The 20,971-nt window shown below is 32.7% G+C and carries 17 protein-coding genes and 2 tRNA genes; 11 read left to right on the top strand and 8 right to left on the bottom strand.

Annotated features, from left to right (window positions below):
- Positions 1-18 precede the first annotated feature (18 nt).
- Positions 19-1,932, bottom strand: coding sequence for an ABC-F family ATP-binding cassette domain-containing protein (locus tag QZ824_RS03275; RefSeq protein WP_291274602.1), 1,914 nt, complete (start codon positions 1,930-1,932; stop codon positions 19-21).
- 64 nt (positions 1,933-1,996) lie between these two features.
- On the opposite strand from QZ824_RS03275, the gene QZ824_RS03270 reads away from it, so the two are divergent.
- Complete coding sequence (locus tag QZ824_RS03270; RefSeq protein WP_291274601.1) at positions 1,997-2,395, top strand: DUF983 domain-containing protein; 399 nt, start codon at positions 1,997-1,999, stop codon at positions 2,393-2,395.
- On the opposite strand, the gene QZ824_RS03265 is transcribed toward QZ824_RS03270, so the two are convergent.
- From QZ824_RS03265 to topA, 7 genes are all read right to left on the bottom strand, one after another.
- Entirely contained in the window at positions 2,390-3,472 is a 1,083-nt protein-coding gene (locus QZ824_RS03265; RefSeq protein WP_291274600.1) for an FAD-dependent oxidoreductase, read from the bottom strand. The two genes, QZ824_RS03270 and QZ824_RS03265, sit on opposite strands and share 6 nt — an antisense overlap.
- A gap of 39 nt (positions 3,473-3,511) precedes the next feature.
- Positions 3,512-4,411 (bottom strand): gliding motility protein GldN, encoded by a 900-nt coding sequence (gene gldN / locus QZ824_RS03260; RefSeq protein WP_291274599.1) that lies wholly within the window; start codon positions 4,409-4,411, stop codon positions 3,512-3,514.
- A 17-nt stretch (positions 4,412-4,428) separates the two neighbouring features.
- Entirely contained in the window at positions 4,429-5,961 is a 1,533-nt protein-coding gene (gldM, locus tag QZ824_RS03255; protein ID WP_291274598.1) for a gliding motility protein GldM, read from the bottom strand.
- 57 nt (positions 5,962-6,018) lie between these two features.
- On the bottom strand, positions 6,019-6,654 hold the full coding sequence (gene gldL, locus QZ824_RS03250) for a gliding motility protein GldL (RefSeq protein WP_291274597.1): 636 nt from the start codon (positions 6,652-6,654) through the stop codon (positions 6,019-6,021).
- A gap of 54 nt (positions 6,655-6,708) precedes the next feature.
- Complete coding sequence (gene gldK / locus QZ824_RS03245) at positions 6,709-8,088, bottom strand: gliding motility lipoprotein GldK (RefSeq protein ID WP_291274596.1); 1,380 nt, start codon at positions 8,086-8,088, stop codon at positions 6,709-6,711.
- Between the two features lie 134 nt (positions 8,089-8,222).
- Entirely contained in the window at positions 8,223-9,368 is a 1,146-nt protein-coding gene (locus tag QZ824_RS03240) for a formimidoylglutamase (protein ID WP_291274595.1), read from the bottom strand.
- 6 nt (positions 9,369-9,374) lie between these two features.
- Positions 9,375-11,876 carry a type I DNA topoisomerase gene (topA, locus tag QZ824_RS03235; RefSeq protein ID WP_291274594.1) on the bottom strand — a complete coding sequence of 834 codons (2,502 nt, stop codon included), beginning with the start codon at positions 11,874-11,876 and terminating at the stop codon, positions 9,375-9,377.
- Positions 11,877-12,176: 300 nt separating this feature from the next.
- On the opposite strand from topA, the gene miaB reads away from it, so the two are divergent.
- The 10 genes from miaB (at position 12,177) to QZ824_RS03185 (ending at position 20,502) form a co-directional block, all read left to right on the top strand.
- On the top strand, positions 12,177-13,628 hold the full coding sequence (gene miaB, locus QZ824_RS03230; protein ID WP_291274593.1) for a tRNA (N6-isopentenyl adenosine(37)-C2)-methylthiotransferase MiaB: 1,452 nt from the start codon (positions 12,177-12,179) through the stop codon (positions 13,626-13,628).
- 86 nt (positions 13,629-13,714) lie between these two features.
- Positions 13,715-14,983, top strand: a complete 1,269-nt coding sequence (locus QZ824_RS03225; RefSeq protein WP_291274592.1) for a sigma-54 dependent transcriptional regulator — start codon at positions 13,715-13,717, stop codon at positions 14,981-14,983.
- Positions 14,984-14,986: 3 nt separating this feature from the next.
- Positions 14,987-15,490 carry an LptE family protein gene (locus tag QZ824_RS03220; protein WP_291274591.1) on the top strand — a complete coding sequence of 168 codons (504 nt, stop codon included), beginning with the start codon at positions 14,987-14,989 and terminating at the stop codon, positions 15,488-15,490.
- A 4-nt stretch (positions 15,491-15,494) separates the two neighbouring features.
- A complete protein-coding gene (locus QZ824_RS03215) occupies positions 15,495-16,292 on the top strand; it encodes a tetratricopeptide repeat protein (RefSeq protein WP_291274590.1) in 798 nt (265 codons plus the stop codon).
- Between the two features lie 6 nt (positions 16,293-16,298).
- Positions 16,299-16,640: a preprotein translocase subunit SecG gene (gene secG / locus QZ824_RS03210; protein ID WP_291274589.1), complete on the top strand. Its 342-nt coding sequence runs from the start codon at positions 16,299-16,301 to the stop codon at positions 16,638-16,640.
- A gap of 137 nt (positions 16,641-16,777) precedes the next feature.
- Entirely contained in the window at positions 16,778-17,053 is a 276-nt protein-coding gene (locus QZ824_RS03205; protein WP_014389287.1) for a co-chaperone GroES, read from the top strand.
- Positions 17,054-17,088: 35 nt separating this feature from the next.
- Positions 17,089-18,714, top strand: a complete 1,626-nt coding sequence (groL, locus tag QZ824_RS03200; protein WP_291274588.1) for a chaperonin GroEL — start codon at positions 17,089-17,091, stop codon at positions 18,712-18,714.
- Between the two features lie 97 nt (positions 18,715-18,811).
- Positions 18,812-18,884: transfer RNA gene (locus QZ824_RS03195), tRNA-Met, on the top strand.
- An 83-nt stretch (positions 18,885-18,967) separates the two neighbouring features.
- Positions 18,968-19,040: transfer RNA gene (locus QZ824_RS03190), tRNA-Met, on the top strand.
- 259 nt (positions 19,041-19,299) lie between these two features.
- Entirely contained in the window at positions 19,300-20,502 is a 1,203-nt protein-coding gene (locus QZ824_RS03185; protein WP_291274587.1) for a site-specific integrase, read from the top strand.
- Positions 20,503-20,971: the final 469 nt, after the last annotated feature.

Raw genomic sequence — 20,971 nt, 5'->3', positions numbered from 1 at the left:
TTATTTTTTAAATTTAAACTACATTAACTCCATTTGAATGTTTTCCCATTCAGTCATTAATTGGTCTAGTTCTTTCTTTTTCTTTTCATAAGCTGTAAAAAACAACTCATCTTCCATTAATTGTTCATAATTACGCGCTAAGTTTTCATCATCTTTTGCAATTTCTTTTTCCAATTGATTGATATTGCTTTCAATTTTAGAAAGTTTATTTTGAAGTGCTTTTTGCGCTTTTTGTTCTTCGTAACTTAGGTTTTTTGGAGCTTCTATTTTTGTAGTTGAGGTTTCTGTTTTAACCACATCTTTTTTCTCAATTTCTCGCATATTTTGAACGTTTTTCTGTTCTAAGAAGAAATTGATATCACCCAAATATTCTCTAATTTTTTGATCTTTAAATTCATAAACGGTATTAGCCATTCCTTGTAAAAAGTCACGATCGTGAGAAACGAGAAGAAGCGTACCTTCAAAGTTTTGTAACGCAGCTTTCAAAACGTTTTTAGATTTAATATCTAAGTGATTCGTTGGCTCGTCCATTACCAATACATTGATAGGTTGAAGTAATAAACGACACAATGCTAAACGGTTTCGTTCGCCTCCAGACAAAACTTTTACCTTTTTTTCTACATCATCGCCTCTAAATAAAAAAGCACCAAGCATGTCTCTCACTTTACTCCTATTAGTGTCATTTGCAGCTTCAATCATGGTGTCTAATAATGTTTTTTCACCATCTAAATATTCTGCCTGATTTTGTGCAAAATACCCCAGTTGAACATTGTGGCCTAATTTAATAGTTCCTTCATATTTAAATTCATTTACAATGGCTTTAATAAAAGTTGATTTTCCCTGTCCATTTTGACCAACAAACGCAATTTTACTACCTCGTTCAACTAATAACGAAATATCTTTTAAAATGATTTTATCTCCATAAGCTTTAGTCACTTTTTCTGCTTCTACCACCACTCTTCCAGGTGTTACAGAAACGGGGAAGGAGATGCTCATTACCGAATTGTCGTCTTCATCGACTTCAATACGCTCAACTTTATCCAATTTTTTGATTAGTGATTGCGCCATAGAAGCCTTAGATGCTTTAGCTCTGAATTTTTCAATTAACTTTTCAGTTTCTTCAATTTTTTTCTGTTGATTTTTTTGCGTAGCTAATTGTTTTTCACGAATTTCTTCTCTTAAAACTAAATATTGAGAATAAGGTTTGTTAAAGTCATACGCCTTACCTAAAGAAATTTCAATGGTCCGATTGGTTACATTATCTAAAAACATTTTATCGTGCGATACGATAACAACCACACCGGGGAAATTTTTTAAAAAACCTTCAAGCCAAATAATACTTTCAATGTCTAAGTGGTTGGTAGGTTCATCCAAAAGAAGTATGTCGTTTGATTGCAACAATAGTTTAGCCAATTCAATACGCATACGCCAACCACCAGAAAAAGTATCCGTTTGGTTATCAAAATTTTCTCTTTTGAAACCTAAACCTAACAATATTTTTTCCGTATCACCTACATAATTATATCCGCCATGAATTTCATATTGATGTTGGAAGTCACTTAATTGTTCAATTAATTCACCATATTCAATACTTTCATAATCAGTTCTGGTAGCTAGTTGATGATTGATTTGGTCAATTTTTGCCTCATAGTACTTGATTTCTTCAAAAGCTTGGTATGCTTCTTCAAGTACAGTTCTTCCTTTTACAAAATCAATATCTTGTCTTAAGAACCCAATTTTAACTTCTTTTTCTGTTGCTATAGTTCCGCTATCAGGTTTAAAATCCCCAGCTAACATTTTGAGCATAGTTGATTTTCCAGCACCGTTTTTACCTACAAGACCAACGCGGTCGCCTGCGCCTAATCTAAATGTAACTTCTTCAAAAAGATAAGTACCACCAAAAGAAACGGATAAATTATGTATATTGAGCATGATATGTAACAATTGTGACGCAAAAATACTATACTTATTTTACCTTTGTATAAAAAAAAGAAAAATGTTTACCAAAGGATCTAAAATAGCAAGTATGCTTAAAGGTACTTGTCCACGTTGTCAAGAAGAAAGTATGTATGAAGTTCGTAATCCATACAACTTATCCAAAGCTTTAAAAATGCATGAAAATTGTTCACATTGTCATTTGCATTATGCAATCGAACCTTCTTTTTTCTATGGAGCCATGTATGTAAGCTATGGCTTAGGTGTGGCATTTGCTGTAGCAGCTTTTGTAATTTCACATGTTTTCATTGGGGCAGATTTAAAGACCTCTTTTATTGCAATTATGGCAACATTAATTGTATTTATGCCAATAATAATGCGTTTATCAAGAAATATATGGATTAATTTCTTTGTAAATTTTGATAAAAATTGGAAAGAACATATGAATAAAAAGTCATAAAATTTTTTTATAAATACGTTGAATATCCACTTCTTTATCTAAAGGAATATTATTTTCGATGTAGTTATATAGTTGATTGGCTAGGAAGGGAGCAAACATAACTCCTCTTGTGCCTAGTCCATTAAGAATGTGGATGCTGTTATGTAGATAGTGTTTGCCTAGTAGTGGTCTTCTATCTCTTACTGTCGGTCTTACTCCAGCATATTGTTCAATTATTTTGTACTCACATTTAATGAGCTCTTTTAAATTGGTTTCTAATTCTTCTCGTGCTTCTTTTGTGCTAATTGTTGTTTTATCTTTCCAATTGTATGTTGCGCCAACTTTATATTTATTAGCGCCTATTGGTAGTATAAATATACTTGAATTTATGATTTGATTTAATTGTAATTCAGATGATTCAATGAGTAGTAGCTCTCCTTTTGTTCCATCTAGAGGTAGATTGTTGAAAAATGGATTCTTTTGTACACCAAATCCTTCAGCAAAAAGAATTATTTTTGCTTTGATGTCTTGATAGGTTATTTGCTCTTTTGTAATCTCAAGTTGATCATAATCAAAAGATTGAATTTGCAGCATTTGTTTTTGGTCTAAATAAGTTAGATAAAGCTCTTTTAATAGCTTTGTATCACAATATCCTGTTTGATTTACTTTTCCGAACTTAAAAGGAGCAATTACATATGGATTGTTCAACGCTTCAAGTTTAGAATTTAAATAATTTTGAAGATTAGGTTTATCTGTTGCTACATGCCAATTGTTTTGTTCTTCTATTGAATTTAGTTTTCTGTAAAGTGGGATATCATGAAAGAGCTTTTGATTTAGTTTTTTTTCTAGAGATTCATAGAACGAATAGGCTAGTTCTAATTGTTCTTTTGCTTTCCAAACTTCACTAAATCTTTTCAATACTACAGGATTGTATAGGCCTCCAGCTATTTGGGTTGAATTTTGCGTATGATTTTCAAATACAATGCATGTTTTCTTGTTCGCAATACACAATTCACTGAAACTAATTCCTGCTAATCCGCAGCCAACAATAATATAATCAACTTCTTTCATTTGACAAAAATAAAAAACTCTTGCCATTGACAAGAGTTTTTTATTAAGTATTGGAGAAATATTTTATTAGTAATTCCACATATCAAGTTCGAAATTACGAATTTTTTCTTTTACTCTCTCAGATTCTAATAACTGCATTTGAGAGTTTTCTTTCATATAATCTTTGATTTCTCTATCACCATACACGTTTTCTTCTAAGTAGATTACACCACTAAATCGACGAGCGTTTAATAAATGATCAAAGGTGAAAGGTATAGCTGAGTTTCTTTCATTAAAAGCTTTAGCTGAATGTAAAACATCACGAGCAGCAGGGAAGTAAATCCAAAATAAATCTACATACTCTACGTTAGCAGCTTCACCTTTCAATGTATAAACATCTGGAACACGAGGACAAATTCCTAATAAACGGTATTTTAATTCACCCTGACGTTTGTCAAAGTACCAATAACCTTTTACTTTATAACCTGCTACATGTTCAGGTTTAATTTCATATTTTACAATAAATTCTGGAGATATTTCTTTTTCACCTGCATTTATTTGTTCGATACCTTGATCTAAAGTGTCTTTAAATGAAAGTGCTTTTTCAATATCTTCATAAGATTTTTTAGTAGTAAAATATCCAGAGTCATAAACTTCTGTAATTTTTTTATCTTTAATGGCAGACATTAAAACTGCATAAAGCGATCTTCTGTCTGGCCCTAAATCTACAGATTCATCTACTGGAAAATACAATGGAAAGTTAACACGTTGATTAACATCTATTAATTCCCAAGTAGCTCTACCCATTAAGATATCTCTATCTCCTACATAACCATAAGGCATTGGTTTGTCGTTATCTGCGTTTAATTCCGCTTGTGTCTTTTTACCAATTTCGTCTGGTGTTTTTGCATTTAATAAATTAGATTGAGCAAATGAAATTGCACTAAAACCTAATACAGTTGCTAATAAAAAATTTCTCCAATTCATTTTTTTATATTTTAAAATTATTGAATTTCAAAAGTACAAGGTGAAGGTTGTTTAGGTACTTGGTCAATACCTGTAAACTTAGCTTTGATTTCTGAAATTGTAACAACATCACCTTTACCTGCTTTTTTGATAGCAGCTAAAGCAGCAGCATTCATTTTATTACCTTGAACTACTACTGTTGGTTGTCCAGGTACTTTTAAGTTAAATTGTACAACATTTACTGTTACAGGAAAATCAAAATCTTCCATAACTGCAGTAACTGTAGACACTTCTAAACTTGATTTAGGGCCTTTTGGAGATACATCACCTCTAATTTTACCAGTTGGTTTAGGTAACGCTTTAATTCTGAAAGGCATAGAGCTACTTACAGTTTTTCCATCAGGTAACTTACCTGTAGCGGTAATTTTAACTTCATTACCAGCTCCTGGTTTAATTACATATTTACCTTGTCCTGTACTTCTCATTCCTGGAGCAGAAGCTGAAACGTTATTAGATGCAACACCTGGGATAGAAACTGAAATAGGATTTTCAATACCACGGTAAACTACATTCATTTTATCAGCAGAAATAATAGCTTGGTTTGGTCTAGGAACAACAACATAAGTTCCTTCAAATTTTAATGGAATGTTTTTACCATCTTCTAAGAATGTAAATTCACCACCAATTTTTTGCTCACCAATACCACCAGCAGTCATTGAAATAACAGCTTGTCCATTTTCTAATTTACCAGGTCCTTTGAATGAAGTTGGTTTTGTGTTTTCGTCATAACGACCTAAAACTACTTTACCTTTCACTTGCTCACCTTGGAAATAAGCGTTTTTCTCTAATACCACAATAGCTTGATAGTTTTTCATTGAAGCAGCCTGCACAGCAGCTTTTCCTAAAGCAGCAGCAATAACATCAGATTCAACTTTCTTAGCATCATTTTGCCAAGCACTTAATTTAGCCAATGAAGCAATTGCAGGAAAGCCTTTAAAGTGGTAATCTAAAAATTTTACATTAGCACCGCTTTTATCTTTAATCTCTTTAGTGTCAAATTTAGCTAATACTTCATTTAAAATTGACTCATATTTTTTCTCATTTCCTAAAGCGGCCTTTAATTCACTTTTAAAAGCATCAATAGCATCTAAAACAGATTTTCCTTTAGGTGTATAATTATCTCCATTGAACCATAATTCGTCTAATTTATCACCTTTATCCATAGCCTCGTATGGTAATTTACCATTTTCTTCTAATGCGATGTCTTTAGTGATGTCTCCTTTTAATGTTCCAATAAAATCGTAAAACTTCTTTGTAGCAGCAGATACTTTGTGTGCAGTTTGAGCTGCAACTCCAAATTCTCCTTTCGCTTCAGCTGCTTTTTGATCTAATGCTTGTAACATTTGACCATTTGTTTCAGTAGCTGACGTATTTGCTCCTTCAAATCTTTCGTTCATTAATCCGAAAGCTGAAAGAACTTCTTTTGACATGTTCATTGCCAACATTGCGACGAAAACCAAGTACATTAGGTTAATCATCTTCTGTCTAGGACTTAAATTTCCTCCTGCCATTTCTAAATAATTAGTTTAAATAGTTAATAAAAAAATAATATAAAACGATAAAACTAATTATCCTCTATTTTGCATTGCAGATAACATTCCACCATACACAGCATTTAATGATGCAATGTTAGAAGTCATTGATTGCATTTGCTCTTTTAATTTAGCAGCATTTTCAGCAATTTCTTGGTTAGCTTCAGCGTTTCTTTGAGCTCCATCTAACTGTGCTTTGTATAAGTTATTTAAAGCCTCTAAAGAGTTTGCAGCACTTACCATTTCGTCAGCATATTTTTTCTGAGAAGCAATAGCGTCAACTGTTGGAGCAATGTTTTTAGCAGCACCTTCAAAATTTTTGATTGAATTGCTTAAACTTGCCATTAATTCACCATCAATTTTAGCATCTTTAAGTAAACTGTCTAATTTTTGTGATAATAAACCTTGAGCTTCAGTTGGGTTTTCTGCTTTTACTTTTCTAGTTTTAGCTTCACCACCTGCTAATTCTGGATATACTAAAGTCCAATCTAATTCTTTTGCCGGAGCTTCAAATGCAGATAAACCGAAAATGAAAGCCTCAGTTCCTAAACCTGCAATAAGCATTGCGCTTGCTCCAGGCCAGTGCATTAATTTAAATAATGCTCCTACGATTACAACTGCCGCACCGAATCCGTATGCGAAATTCATTACTTTTGGTGATAAAATTGCCATAATTTAAAAATTTTAGTTAGTTAAGTTATTATTTAAGTTTTAAGTTGATTTTAATTATCTTGGTCTTCTGCCTGTAGCTTCTGTACCCATGTAATCTTGAACGGTTCTAAATCCAATGTAACTTCTTGCTGAATCAGCGTATTCAAAATCACGAGTTGATGTTTGTAAAAAGAAGGCAACATCTTTCCAAGATCCTCCACGAACTACTTTTCTTTGATTTTTTGTATCTGGTACATTTGGGTTCATTGTTGAAACAAATTCATAAGCTCCTGGATCGTATGATGATTCTGTCCATTCAGAAACATTACCAGCCATGTTGTATAAATTAAAATCGTTTGGTTCGAAAGATTTAGCCTCAACGGTATACAAAGCACCATCTGCTGCATAGTCTCCTCGGTTAGGTTTGAAATTTGCTAAGAAACAACCTCTATCATTTTTAGCATAAGGACCACCCCATGGGTAAGTTCCTGATTCAATTCCACCTCTTGCTGCGTATTCCCATTCTGCTTCAGTAGGTAAACGGAATGAATTCACTTGGTCTCTTCCTTTTTGTTTTTTCACATATCCGTTTTTGTACATTGTTCTCCAAGCACAAAAAGCTTTTGCTTGTTTCCATGTTACACCAACTACAGGGTATTCTGCATAAGCTTGATGCCAGAAATAATCATTATGCATTGGTTCGTTATACGAGTAAGCAAAATCTTTAATCCAAACAGTTGTGTCAGGATAAATCTCAATAGGTGGTGCGTCTTCATAGAAGTTTTTACGACCTTTTTTCTTTACTGCTTTATTTAAATCTACCTGATTGTATTTAAATTTTAATTTAGTAACATCAATCGTTTTTAACCCATTGAACGATTCAGATTCTGGCAAGTACATAGAGTCCATAACTTCAACATAATGCTCATCTGGATATTTTGATGTTTCTTTAATCAGTTTAATTTTTTTGTTTAATTTTCTATTAGCATAAGGATCTTTGTCAGTACCAACACTATAGTAGTTTTCATACATATATTTGTCGTATGCTGTCATTTTTTGAGGGTCAGTATCTTTAAAAGCAAAATCACCGATACTTCCACCTTTAGAATTTGCACCTGCTTTTTGCCCCATATCTTCTGCCATAATAGCTAATCTCGTTCTAATTGTAGAATCTTTTACCCATTCCACAAATTGACGATATTCGCTATTTGTAATTTCTGTTTCATCCATGTAAAAAGAACGAACAGTTACAGTTTTTGATGGTGCATCTTGAATATTTGCAATGTCATCATCTGATTTACCCATGATGAATGCACCTCCTGGAACTAATGTCATTCCGTAAGGTTTCTCTGAGTGCCATTTTTTACCTTTAACTCCCACTAACTCTCCTTTGTCGCCTTTTCCACAGCTTGCAAGTAGAGCTAATGTTGCTGATAGTACTAAAAATTTTTTCATATAAAAATTGGGTTAAAAACTTTTTAATATTTGAGAGCGTAAACCTATTTAATTATTTTGACATACACAATACTTTTCATAATAAAAATATAAAAAATTGTTTTTTTGTCGATAATTTTAACATTTTATCGTTTTTATAAATGGTTTTTTCGTAATGCCTTCCACCAACGTTCTGGTATTTCTTGCTCACAAGCTGCTAGATAGTCATCATGTGTACAAGGTAGTAACGTTTTTTTGCTCTTATTATTGTATTTATTTGTTTGTTGTATTTCTATCCACCATCTTTCAGATCGATTACTTTTATAAAATACTAGTTCTTCATCTTCTATTAAAACGGTATATTTAAAGTAACTAATTTTGTCCTCAAACGGGAATTCATATGATCTATAATGAAACCCTTCTATGAAATACCATATAATTTCGTTTAATAAGCGGACTTCATTTTTTGTATAGTTCGAATTGAATATCCCAAAGCAACTAATTTTATCACTTATTCCCGCATATCTAGCCAGTGAGCAAATCTCCCGTCCATCAAATCCATTAGGTTGAAAATGTTCAAAATTTCCTGAATCACTGCTTTTAATTGCATGTAAATCTAAACTAACCAAATCGGCATCTCTAAAAATGGGCTCTACTTGGGAAGGGTTTTTTATGATTTCTCCAAGTCTGTAAGCATCAAAATATAGTTTTTCAATTAAATCAATCTCTTCTTGTGAATTATAATAAGTTTGGTAACCAATAGTGCTAAAATTAAATAGGTTGTTTGGTTCTTCAACAATGATTTTAGATAAAAAAGCATCTGAAGCTAAGTTATCTTCTTTGGCAAAATTAAATTGATCGTCAATGGATACTAAATTAACCATTTGTTCCAAATCATCATAGGCTCTATACAAAGCATAAGTTAAGTCTTGTGAGCCACCTACCACGATTGGTGTGATTTTATTTTTGATTAATTCACAGCAAACGGTTTTTAGGAGATAATAAGTGTCAGTGATTTCATTGCCTATTAATAAATCTCCGAGGTCAGCAATACCTTTATTCCAATTACCAGGGAATAATTGATAGAGGTTTTTTCTGATGGTTGCAAAAAAATCTGCTTCATAATATTGGTCACTTCCTCTGTTTTCATTAACAAAAATTAATGCAATGGCAATAGTGTTTAAATTAGGATAGTCTGTTTCTGTATGTAATACAACCTTTTTACCTAATGTTTGATTAGATAAGTTAGCCACAAATTTTTCAATTTCTGGCGAAACAGGTTGTAAATAGTCAAATATCATGATTGTTTATTTCTTTTTTGCAGTTGTTTTTTTCGTTGTCGCTTTTTTAGCAGTTGTTTTTTTTGCTGGTGCTTTTTGCTCAATTAGAGCTTTTACCTTTTCTAAAGTTAGTGCGGCTGCATCTATATCTTTATTTAATTCAATTTTAATTTTTCCTTTTAAAATAACAGATTTACCCCAGCGTGCTTTTTCAACTCTTATGCCTTCATCTTCCCAATTGTGAACTACTTTGTCAATATCTTTCTGTATTTTTTCTTGAATCAATTCATTAACATCATTTTGCGTTAATTGGTCAAAATTGTATTTTTTGTTTACATTGATAAACAGGCTATTCCATTTGATAAAAGGGCCAAAACGGCCTACTCCTTTTTGAACAGGTAATCCGTCATAAGTGGCAATTGGTGCATCAGCTTGCTCTTTTTCTGCTATTAATTCTTGAGCACGTGCTAAGGTTACATCCAATGGGTCTTCTCCTTTAGGTAAAGAAATGAATTGTTTACCATAACGTACATAGGGTCCGAAGCGACCATTGTTTACTTCCACTTCTTCGCCATTGTGAATACCTAAGGCTTTAGGAAGTAAAAATAAATTCAAAGCTTCTTCTAGTGTAATTGTACTTATATTTTGCTCTGCACGTAAACTTGCAAATTGTTTTTCTTCATCTTCTTGATTCCCTATTTGGGCCATTGCGCCATAGCGTCCTAAACGAACAGAAACTTGTTTTCCAGTTTTTGGATCGATTCCTAAAATACGTTCGCCTGTTTCTCGTTCAGCGGTAGTTTCTACTTTATTTACAATAGGGTGGAAGTGGTTGTAAAAATCCTTCATCATTTTACTCCAATCTTCTTTTCCTTCTGCAATTTCGTCAAAATCTTGTTCAACTTTAGCTGTAAAATTGTAATCTAGGATAGTTTCAAAGTTTTTAACTAAAAAGTCGTTTACAATACCACCTATGTCTGTTGGGACTAATTTTCCTTTGTCAGAACCATAGTTTTCTTTTAATTGTAGACTTTTTATCTTATTTTGAACTAACGTTATTTGATTATATAAGCGTTCAGTTCCTTCAAAGCTTCCTTTTTCTACATAATTTCGATTGATGATAGTGGAAATAGTTGGTGCGTATGTAGATGGACGTCCAATACCTAGTTCTTCTAATTTTTTTACTAAAGAAGCTTCTGTGTAACGTGCTGGAGGTCTGCTAAAACGTTCTGTTGCAGTAATTGAATTGTTTTGTAGCGTTTCGTTTATTTGTAAAGCTGGCAACATACCATCTTGTTCCTCTTCATCATCATCGTGGCCTTCTAAATATACTTTTAAAAATCCTTCAAATTTTATAACTTCTCCTGTTGCGGAAAATAATTCTTTATGTTTGTTGGCTTCAATTTTTACATTAGTGCGTTCTAGTTCTGCATCACTCATTTGTGAAGCAATAGTTCTCTTCCAAATCAAGTCATATAAGCGAGCTTGGTCACGATCTAAATCAACTGTATGGCGACTCATATCTGTTGGGCGAATAGCTTCGTGCGCCTCTTGTGCTCCCTTAGATTTTGTGTTAAAGTTTCTTGGTTTACTAAAAGCAGCACCATAATAAGAAACAATTTCTGCTTCTGCTGCAGCCATGGCTTCTTGAGATAAGTTAACACTATCGGTACGCATGTAAGTAATCAATCCAGCTTCATATAAGCGTTGTGCAATTTGCATTGTTATTCCAACAGGTAAGTAAAGCTTACGAGCGGCTTCCTGTTGTAGTGTAGAAGTTGTAAAAGGAGCTGCTGGTGATTTTTTTGTAGGTTTGGTTTCTAAATCAGCAACTTTAAATGAAGCGCCAATGTTTTGTTCTAAAAAGTGTTGTGCTTCTTCTTGGGTTGCAAAATTCTTATTCAATTTAGCTTTAACAACTTTACCAGCTTCATTAGTAAATTCAGCGTTAATAGTATAACTAGCTTCGGGTTTGAAATCCTGAATCTCGCGTTCACGCTCAACAATTAATCGAACAGAAACCGATTGTACTCTTCCTGCTGAAAGTCCTCCTTTTACTTTTTTCCATAATACGGGAGAAAGTTCATAGCCTACTAAACGATCTAAAACACGTCGTGCTTGCTGCGCATTGACTAAATTATAATCAATTCCTCTAGGGTTTTCAATTGCTTTTTGAATGGCGGTTTTAGTAATCTCGTGAAAAACAATACGTTTGGTTTTCTTTTGATCTAATTTTAATTCTTCTGCTAAATGCCAAGCAATAGCTTCTCCTTCTCGGTCTTCATCGGAGGCTAACCATACGGTTTCTGCTGATTTTGATAAATCTTTCAATTTTTTTACCAATGCTTTTTTATCAGACGAAACCTCATATTTGGGTTTAAAATTATTTTCAATATCAACCCCTATTTCTTTGGAAGGTAAGTCGGCAATATGCCCATAACTTGACTCCACTTGGAAATCTTTACCTAAAAATTTTTCAATAGTTTTCGCTTTTGCAGGCGACTCCACGATGACTAAATTCTTTGCCATTTTCACAATTTTGTTGGGGCAAAAGTAGAAGTTTTTTTTAACATATATATATAGGTGTATTTTTTTCTTTTTTTAGGTATGTGTAATTTATCTATTTGTTTATACATTTTTATGTTATTTGCTATTCACGGTTTATGCTGTTGTTGTGGCTAGAAATTAAGTGTTTTTTTACTGTGTCAACTAGGGTAAAACAAAGGAAATAATAGTTTTCTTAAAATTACTTTAAAATAAACTGACATCTTGTCATAAAACCAAAATTAGTATTATCTTTGCAATCCCAATTTTATAATGAAATAGGTTATGCAAGAAAAGGTTATAGAAGAAATTAAACAAGGAACCAGTTTAGTACAAGAACAAAAAGAAGGCAATCAAAAGAAATTATTCATTGAAAGTTATGGCTGTCAAATGAATTTTTCAGATAGTGAAATTGTAGCCTCTATCTTGTCTGAACAAGGATACAATACAACTCAAAATTTAGAAGAAGCAGATTTAGTATTAGTCAACACCTGTTCCATTCGCGACAAAGCGGAACAGACAGTTAGAAAGCGTTTGCAAGAATATAATGCCATTAAAAAAATAAATCCAACCATGAAAGTGGGGGTGTTAGGTTGTATGGCAGAGCGCTTGAAAGAGAAGTTTTTAGACGAAGAAAAAATAGTGGATATGGTTGTAGGGCCAGACGCTTATAAAGATATTCCTAATCTTTTGAAAGAAGTTGAAGAAGGACGCGATGCGATAAATGTAATTCTTTCAAAGGAGGAAACTTATGGCGACATCCAGCCTGTTCGATTAAGTAGTAATGGAGTATCTGCTTTTGTATCTATTACTCGTGGTTGTGATAACATGTGTACTTTTTGTGTTGTTCCTTTTACCCGTGGTCGTGAACGTAGTCGCGAACCAGAAAGTATCTTGCAGGAAATTCAAGATTTGTGGGATAAAGGTTTTAAAGAAGTAACCTTATTGGGTCAAAATGTAGATAGTTATTTATGGTATGGTGGTGGATTGAAGAAAGATTTTGATAAAGCTTCAGAAATACAGAAAGCTACAGCAGTAGATTTTGCTCAGTTGTTAGATCGTTGTGCAACTCAATTCCCAAAAATGCGCTTCCGTTTCTCTACTTCTAATCCGCAAGACATGCATATTGAAGTTATAGAAGTTATGGCTAAACATCATAACATTTGTAAATATATCCACTTACCAGTTCAATCGGGTAGTACACGTATTTTAAAAGAAATGAATCGTCAACATACTCGGGAAGAGTATTTAACACTTGTAGATAAAATATATGAAATCATTCCTGAGATTTCTTTATCACAAGATATGATTGCTGGTTTTCCAACTGAAACAGAGGAGGATCATCAAGATACATTGTCACTGATGGCGCATTGTAAATATGATTTCGGATTCATGTTTGCTTATTCAGAACGTCCAGGTACTCTTGCGGCAAGAAAAATGGATGATGATGTGCCAGAAGAAGTTAAGAAAAGACGTTTAAATGAAATTATCGATTTACAACAAAAAATGGCATTAGAGCGCACAAAGCGTTTTGTGGGTCAAGTAGTAGAGGTCTTAATCGAAAAAGATTCGAAGCGTTCAAATTTACATTGGTCAGGACGTAATTCGCAAAATACAGTGGTCGTTTTCCCTAAAGAAGATTATAAGCCAGGGGATTTTGTAAATGTAAAAATAACAGATTGCACTACGGCTACTTTAATTGGTGAAGCAGTAGGGTATTCAGAAATAATGCAATAATTTTTTGGTTTCAGTTTCAACGAATGCCAGATACTTTAAGAGGTGGTATTCCTGTCTAAAACTGAATAACCTGAATCAATTGGAATATGGAATCAGTACAAAACATAAAACAGCGCTTTGAAATTATTGGGAATGATCCTAAATTGAATCGTGCGGTGGAGAAAGCGATACAAGTAGCTCCAACCGATATTTCTGTATTGGTAACAGGAGAAAGTGGTGTAGGTAAAGAGAATATTCCTAAAATAATTCATGCGCTTTCACATCGGAAACATGGTAAATATATCGCAGTAAATTGTGGAGCGATTCCAGAAGGTACTATTGATAGTGAATTGTTCGGACATGAGAAAGGGGCTTTTACTGGCGCAACAGCTACTCGTGAAGGGTATTTTGAAGTCGCAGATGGAGGAACTATTTTTCTTGATGAAGTGGGAGAGTTACCATTGACAACTCAAGTAAGGTTATTGCGTGTTTTAGAGAATGGAGAGTTTATAAAGGTAGGTTCGTCTCAAGTACAGAAAACTAATGTTCGCATTGTTGCAGCAACCAATGTAAACATGACTGAAGCCATTGAAAAAGGAAAATTCCGCGAGGATCTGTATTATCGATTAAGTACGGTTGAAATTCAATTACCACCATTACGCGATCGTAAAGACGATATCCATTTATTGTTCAGGAAATTTGCTGCTGATTTTGCACATAAATACAAAATGCCTCCAATAAAATTAACAGATGAAGCTGTTAGGTATTTGTTACATTATAGGTGGAGTGGTAATATTAGACAATTGCGAAATGTTGCTGAACAAATATCTGTTTTGGAAACCCATAGAGATATTTCATTATCTACGTTACAGAGTTATTTACCAGCAAATGAAAGAAGTTTGCCTCAAGTTGTGTCAGAATCAAAAAATACGAGCGATTTTAGTACTGAACGTGAAATTTTGTACAAGGTTCTTTTTGATATGAAAAGTGATTTAAATGATCTTAAGAAGTTGACTTTAGAGTTAATGCAAAATGGCGCGGCCAAAGTTCAAGAGTCAAATAAATCATTAATTCAAAAAATTTATGGTACTCCTGAAGATAAAAACCCTATTTTTGAAGAACGGCCTGCTACCGTCAAAGTGTTTCCAGTAGAGGAAAGTATGGAGCAAGAAGAGTTTGTTGATGAAGATGATCATGAGGATTATTTATTTGCAGAAACAGTAGAAGAGGAGGAAACCTTAAGTTTAGAGGCAAAGGAAATTGAAATGATTAAAAAAGCACTAGAAAAAAATAAAGGAAAGAGAAAGGCCGCTGCTGATGAATTAGGTATTTCAGAACGCACCTTATATAGAAAAATCAAACAATTCGATTTATAAAACATGAATATTTTTAGAAGATATTTTTTATTAGTATTTGCACTAGTGCTGTCAAGTTGTAGTGTAAGTTATAATTTTACTGGAACAGGTAAATTAGATGCTAAGACATTTCAGGTGAATTATTTTCAAAATTTGGCAGATATTGTAGAACCAGGTATTGAAAGAACTTTTACTCAAAAATTGCAAAATGTTATATTAAATCAGACGAATTTAAATCTTGTAAGTTCGGGAGGAGATTTGTTGTATGAAGGAGAAATTGTAGAGTATAGAATCACTCCAATGGCAGCAACTTCGGATCAAACGGCAGCACAAAATAGGATGACAATCACCGTTAATGTGCGTTACACTAACAAGAACAAAGAAGAAGATAATTTTGAAAAACGGTTTTCGCATTTTTATAATTATGAGGCAAATAAACTACCTAGTGAAGTAATGCAAGATGCTTTAAAAGAAATTTATGACCGTATTACACAAGATATTTTTAGTCAGTCTTTAGCTAAATGGTAAATTTATGAATATTAATGATTATATTTTTTTGCTCAATCATTCAAAAGGAATCAATGATAAACAAACATTGATTCTAGAATCAATTGTGCAAGAATTTCCTTTTTTTCAAAGTGCCAGAGCCTTATATTTAAAAGGATTGTATAATCAAGAAAGTTTCAGGTATAACTACGAATTAAAAAAGACAGCTGCTCATACAACTGATCGTTCGGTTCTGTTTGATTTTATTACTTCTGATGAATTTAAAGTTTTTAAAAAAGAAAATTATGATAAAATTCAACTAGAATTACAAAGTATTGAAGTTAAAGAATTTGAATTAGTCAAAGAACAAAGTGAAAAATTTGAAGTAGCTAAAGAAGAAAATAAAGGAGTAAATATAATCGAAGAAGTTGAAAATCGATTAGAAATTGGTAAACCATTAGTTTTTGAAAAATCTGAAACACATTCTTTTAGTGAATGGTTACAATTATCAAAATTAGCTCCTGTAGAACGAGAAAATGATAAAAAAGAGCCTGAAAATAATTCAGAAATAGAAAAAAAATTCGAATTAATTGAAAAATTTATTGAGCTTAGTCCTAAAATTGCTCCAACAAAAGAACCTGTGCCAACGCCAGTAAATATAGCTAAAAGCAATGAAATGCCGTCTTCTATTATGACAGAAACTTTAGCTAAAATCTACCTAGAGCAAAAAAAATATACTAAAGCAATACAAGCATATGAAATTTTAATTTTGAAATATCCAGAAAAAAGTAGTTTCTTTGCAGACCGAATTAATGATATTAAAATTTTACAACAAAATAATTAACACAAAATGATACCATTTACAATTTTTTTAGCTTTAATAGTAATTGTTTGTTTTTTATTAATCCTTGTGATTATGGTTCAAAATCCTAAAAGTGGTGGATTGTCTTCTGCTTTTGGTGGAGGTGGACAAATGGGAGGTGTTCAAAAAACAACCGATTTCTTAGAAAAATCAACTTGGTACTTAGGAGGCGCTTTAATTCTTTTAATCTTGTTGTCTACATTAAGTACATCAAACGGTAATGGAGGTTCAAAAATTGTAGACGATGCAGTTTCAAAACCAGCTCCAGTGCCTACAACATCAGCTCCTGCTTCACCAACGGCTAAGCCAGCGGCAGATTCAGCAAAATAGATTATATACAAAAAACAATAAAAAATGCCAGCCTGTCAGTGCTGGCATTTTTATTTGCAGTAAAAATGGCAGAAATTCGATTTGGCACAATTTCTGAAAAAAAGAGTCATGTAAAATTTAATTTAAATATTTAAAATATGTCGTTAAACATTAAACCACTTTCAGACCGAGTAGTTATTGAGCCATTAGCTGCAGAAACTACTACAGCATCTGGTATTATTATTCCAGATACAGCAAAAGAAAAACCTCAAAAAGGGACTGTTGTTGCCGTAGGAAATGGAAAAAAAGACCATGAAATGACCGTTAAGGTTGGTGATACTGTTTTATATGGCAAGTATTCAGGAACAGAATTAAAATTAGAGGGGAAAGATTATTTAATTATGCGTGAAGATGAAATCTACGCAATAATCTAAATGGTAAGTTAAGTTTAAATTTAAAATCAGTAAAAATGGCAAAAGATATTAAATTCGACATTGAAGCCCGCGATGGGTTAAAACGTGGAGTAGATGCATTAGCAAATGCAGTAAAAGTTACTTTAGGACCTAAAGGAAGAAATGTTATCATTTCTAAATCTTTTGGAGGACCAACTGTTACAAAAGACGGGGTGTCTGTAGCAAAAGAAATAGAATTGCAAGATCCTCTAGAAAATATGGGAGCTCAAATGGTTAAAGAAGTGGCTTCTAAAACAAATGATTTAGCAGGAGACGGAACTACAACAGCTACAGTGTTGGCTCAAGCTATCGTAAAAGAAGGTTTGAAAAATGTAGCTGCTGGAGCTAATCCAATGGATCTTAAAAGAGGAATTGATAAAGCGGTTGAAGCTATTGTAGATCAATTGAGCAAACAATCTGAAGCAGTAGGAGATTCTTCTGAAAAAATCAAACAAGTAGCTTCTATTTCGGCTAATAATGATGAAACTATAGGTGAGTTAATTGCAAAAGCCTTTACAAAAGTAGGCAAAGAAGGGGTAATTACGGTAGAAGAAGCTAAAGGTACAGATACATATGTTGATGTGGTTGAAGGAATGCAGTTTGATAGAGGATATCTATCTCCGTATTTTGTAACGGATGCAGATAAAATGATTGCAGAATTGAGTAATCCGTATGTGTTATTATATGATAAGAAAATTTCCAATTTGCAGGAATTATTACCAGTATTAGAGCCAGTAGCTCAGTCAGGTCGTCCATTATTAATTATTGCTGAAGATGTAGACGGACAAGCGTTAGCTACATTAGTGGTGAATAAATTAAGAGGTGGATTGAAAATTGCAGCGGTTAAAGCACCTGGTTTTGGAGACAGAAGAAAAGCAATGTTAGAAGATATTGCTATTTTAACTGGAGGTACTGTAATTGCTGAAGAAAGCGGATATTCATTAGAGAATGCTACTTTAGCGATGTTAGGAACAGCAGAAACAATTACTATTGATAAAGACAATACCACAATTGTAAATGGTGCGGGGAACGCAGAGAACATTAAGGCAAGAGTTAACCAAATTAAAGCGCAAATGGAAACGACTACATCAGACTATGATCGTGAGAAGTTACAAGAGCGTTTGGCTAAACTAGCTGGTGGAGTGGCTGTATTATATGTTGGTGCTGCTTCAGAGGTGGAAATGAAAGAGAAAAAAGATCGAGTAGATGATGCATTACACGCTACTAGAGCGGCTGTAGAAGAAGGAATTGTTGCTGGTGGAGGTGTAGCTTTAGTTCGAGCGAAAGCAGTATTAGATGTTTTGAGCGCTTTAAATGCGGATGAAGCAACTGGAATTCAAATCGTAAATAGAGCTGTAGAAGCTCCTTTGCGTACGATTGTAGAAAATGCAGGCGGAGAAGGTTCAGTAGTAATCTCAAAAGTAGCTGAAGGAAAAGGTGACTTTGGATTCAATGCGAAGACAGGAGAATATGTAGACATGTTGAAAGCAGGAATCATTGATCCTAAAAAAGTAACTCGTGTAGCATTAGAAAATGCAGCTTCAGTAGCGGGTATGATTTTAACAACAGAGTGTGCTTTAATAGATATTAAAGAAGATGCACCAGCTATGCCAATGGGCGGAGGAATGCCAGGCATGATGTAATAGAAGAAATACCCTAGTCAAAAGCTAGGGTATTTTTTTATTAATTTATTTTTTTCTTGTTTGTATCGATATTATTTGTATATTTGCACTCACAAATCGCGGGATAGAGCAGTAGGCAGCTCGTCGGGCTCATAACCCGAAGGTCACAGGTTCGAGTCCTGTTCCCGCTACTAGGTTGGTCACTCAAAACCCTTTCAAGAGATTTTAGAAGTAGTATTTTGAAAGTCATTTTAAACTTCGATAAAACTTATATCGCGGGATAGAGCAGTAGGCAGCTCGTCGGGCTCATAACCCGAAGGTCACAGGTTCGAGTCCTGTTCCCGCTACAAAGAAGCTTCACAGAAATGTGGAGTTTTTTTATTTATGCCATATACTTATCTATTCTACAAGGATTTTTTAAAAATCTACTTACTTATTACAATTTCAAATTTTAGTTTTTTTGGGTTGCAATTAGGGTTGCAAAAGGCTAAGTTTTAGGTTGCATAAAATTTTATATTGGGTTGCAAAAAGGCTAACATTTGGGTTGCAATAAAATTTTACTTGGGTTGCAACTTTTTTATTAAAAATTTAAACAATTATTTTCTCATGATTAAACAACCAATAAAGATATTGTTTGTGATTTCAGCTACCAGGATTAATAAAAAAGGATTAGTTCCTATTGTGTGTAGAATTACATATTTAGGAATAAGAAAGCCCTTTGCAACTGGATTATTTATTAAACCAGAGAATTGGAATAATTCATTACAGAAAGCTATTCCTGATGATACTGAACATAAACAAATTAACACTCAACTGAGCCTGATTAAGCAAGAAATTAATCAGGCTTTTTTATTTCTACAAGTTCAAAATAAAGATTTTGATGTGGAAGATATTTACTTAAAATTCAAAGGAGAAGATACTAAGCCATCAAAAACTTTAATTGAAGTATTTAATCTCCATAATGTAAGAATGGAAAAGTTGGTAGGTATTGAATACACTAAATCTACATTTTCAAAATTTACAGAAGCTAAACAACATATTGAGAATTTCCTTTTTCATAAATACAAAAAGAGAAATATAGCATTAGAAGATATCTCTTTAAAGTTCTTAAATGACTTTGATTACTATTTGAAAACTGAAAAAAAGTTTAAGCAAATTACAATCAATAAAAGCATTCAAAGGGTTAGGAAGATTATTAAATTGGCTATTGCAGAGAGTTTTCTAATGACAGACCCATTCTTGCTCTATAAACCCAAAAAGGTCATAAATTCTATAACTTATCTAACAACTAAGGAACTTTACAAATTAGAGAATCATAAGTTTTCTCAAAAGAGATTGGAACAAGTTAGGGATATGTTTGTGTTCTGTTGTTATACTGGTTTACCTTATTTAGAAATGTCAACATTAATGAAAAAGAATATAGTAAAAAAATTTGATAATGAATTATGGATAGACATGTATAGACAAAAAACTAAAAAACAGTTTTCAATTCCTTTATTACCAAAAGCAACAAAAATTATTGAAAAATATCAGAGAGATGATAAAATATTACCTAAAATCAGTAATCAAAAATTCAATTCTTATTTAAAAGAAATTGCTGATATTGTAGGGATTGAGAAAAAATTAACTCATCACATTGCAAGAAAAACATTTGCAACAACAATATTGCTTTATAATGATGTTCCAATTGAAGTGGTGTCAGAATTATTGGGGCATTCTAAAATTTCTACTACTCAAGAACATTACGCTAAAGTTGTTCAGAAAAAAGTTAGTGAACAAATGATAAACCTAACTAAAAAATTAAAGTAGATTATCCTTTTTTATTGAAGTATCAATATCAGATAGTAACACTTTAAGATCGATTTCAAGTCCATAGCATAACTTTAAAAGCATGTTAAATGTCATCTTTTGTTCATGCTTAAATATTCTCCTTATACTTCCTTCTGAACAGTTAGATTTTCTAGCAAAGAGGGAATTGTTTCCATTAAACTTATCCAAAGAAAGTTTATAGATTTTTTGAATTAACTCTTCTTCAATATTATCTAAATGTTTTAACATGAAACAAAGAAAATAAAGAATGAAAAGGGATAATTAAAATCATCTCGTCACATATGACGAATTTTATTATATTTGGAAAACTAAAACACAATTATGAAAAAAACACTTTTTATTCTTGCTGTAAGCTTGAATATTGCATATTCTCAATGCAATTATATCACAAATGAGAGACCTGATGGAAATATTATAAAATATTTTAATCCTAAACCTGTAATTAGAC

The organism is Flavobacterium sp. (assembly GCF_021151785.1).
In the GTDB taxonomy this organism is placed as follows: Bacteria; Bacteroidota; Bacteroidia; order Flavobacteriales; family Flavobacteriaceae; genus Flavobacterium.
Note: the sequence above shows the minus strand (reverse complement) of the source record. Positions and strands in the feature narration are given on the sequence as shown.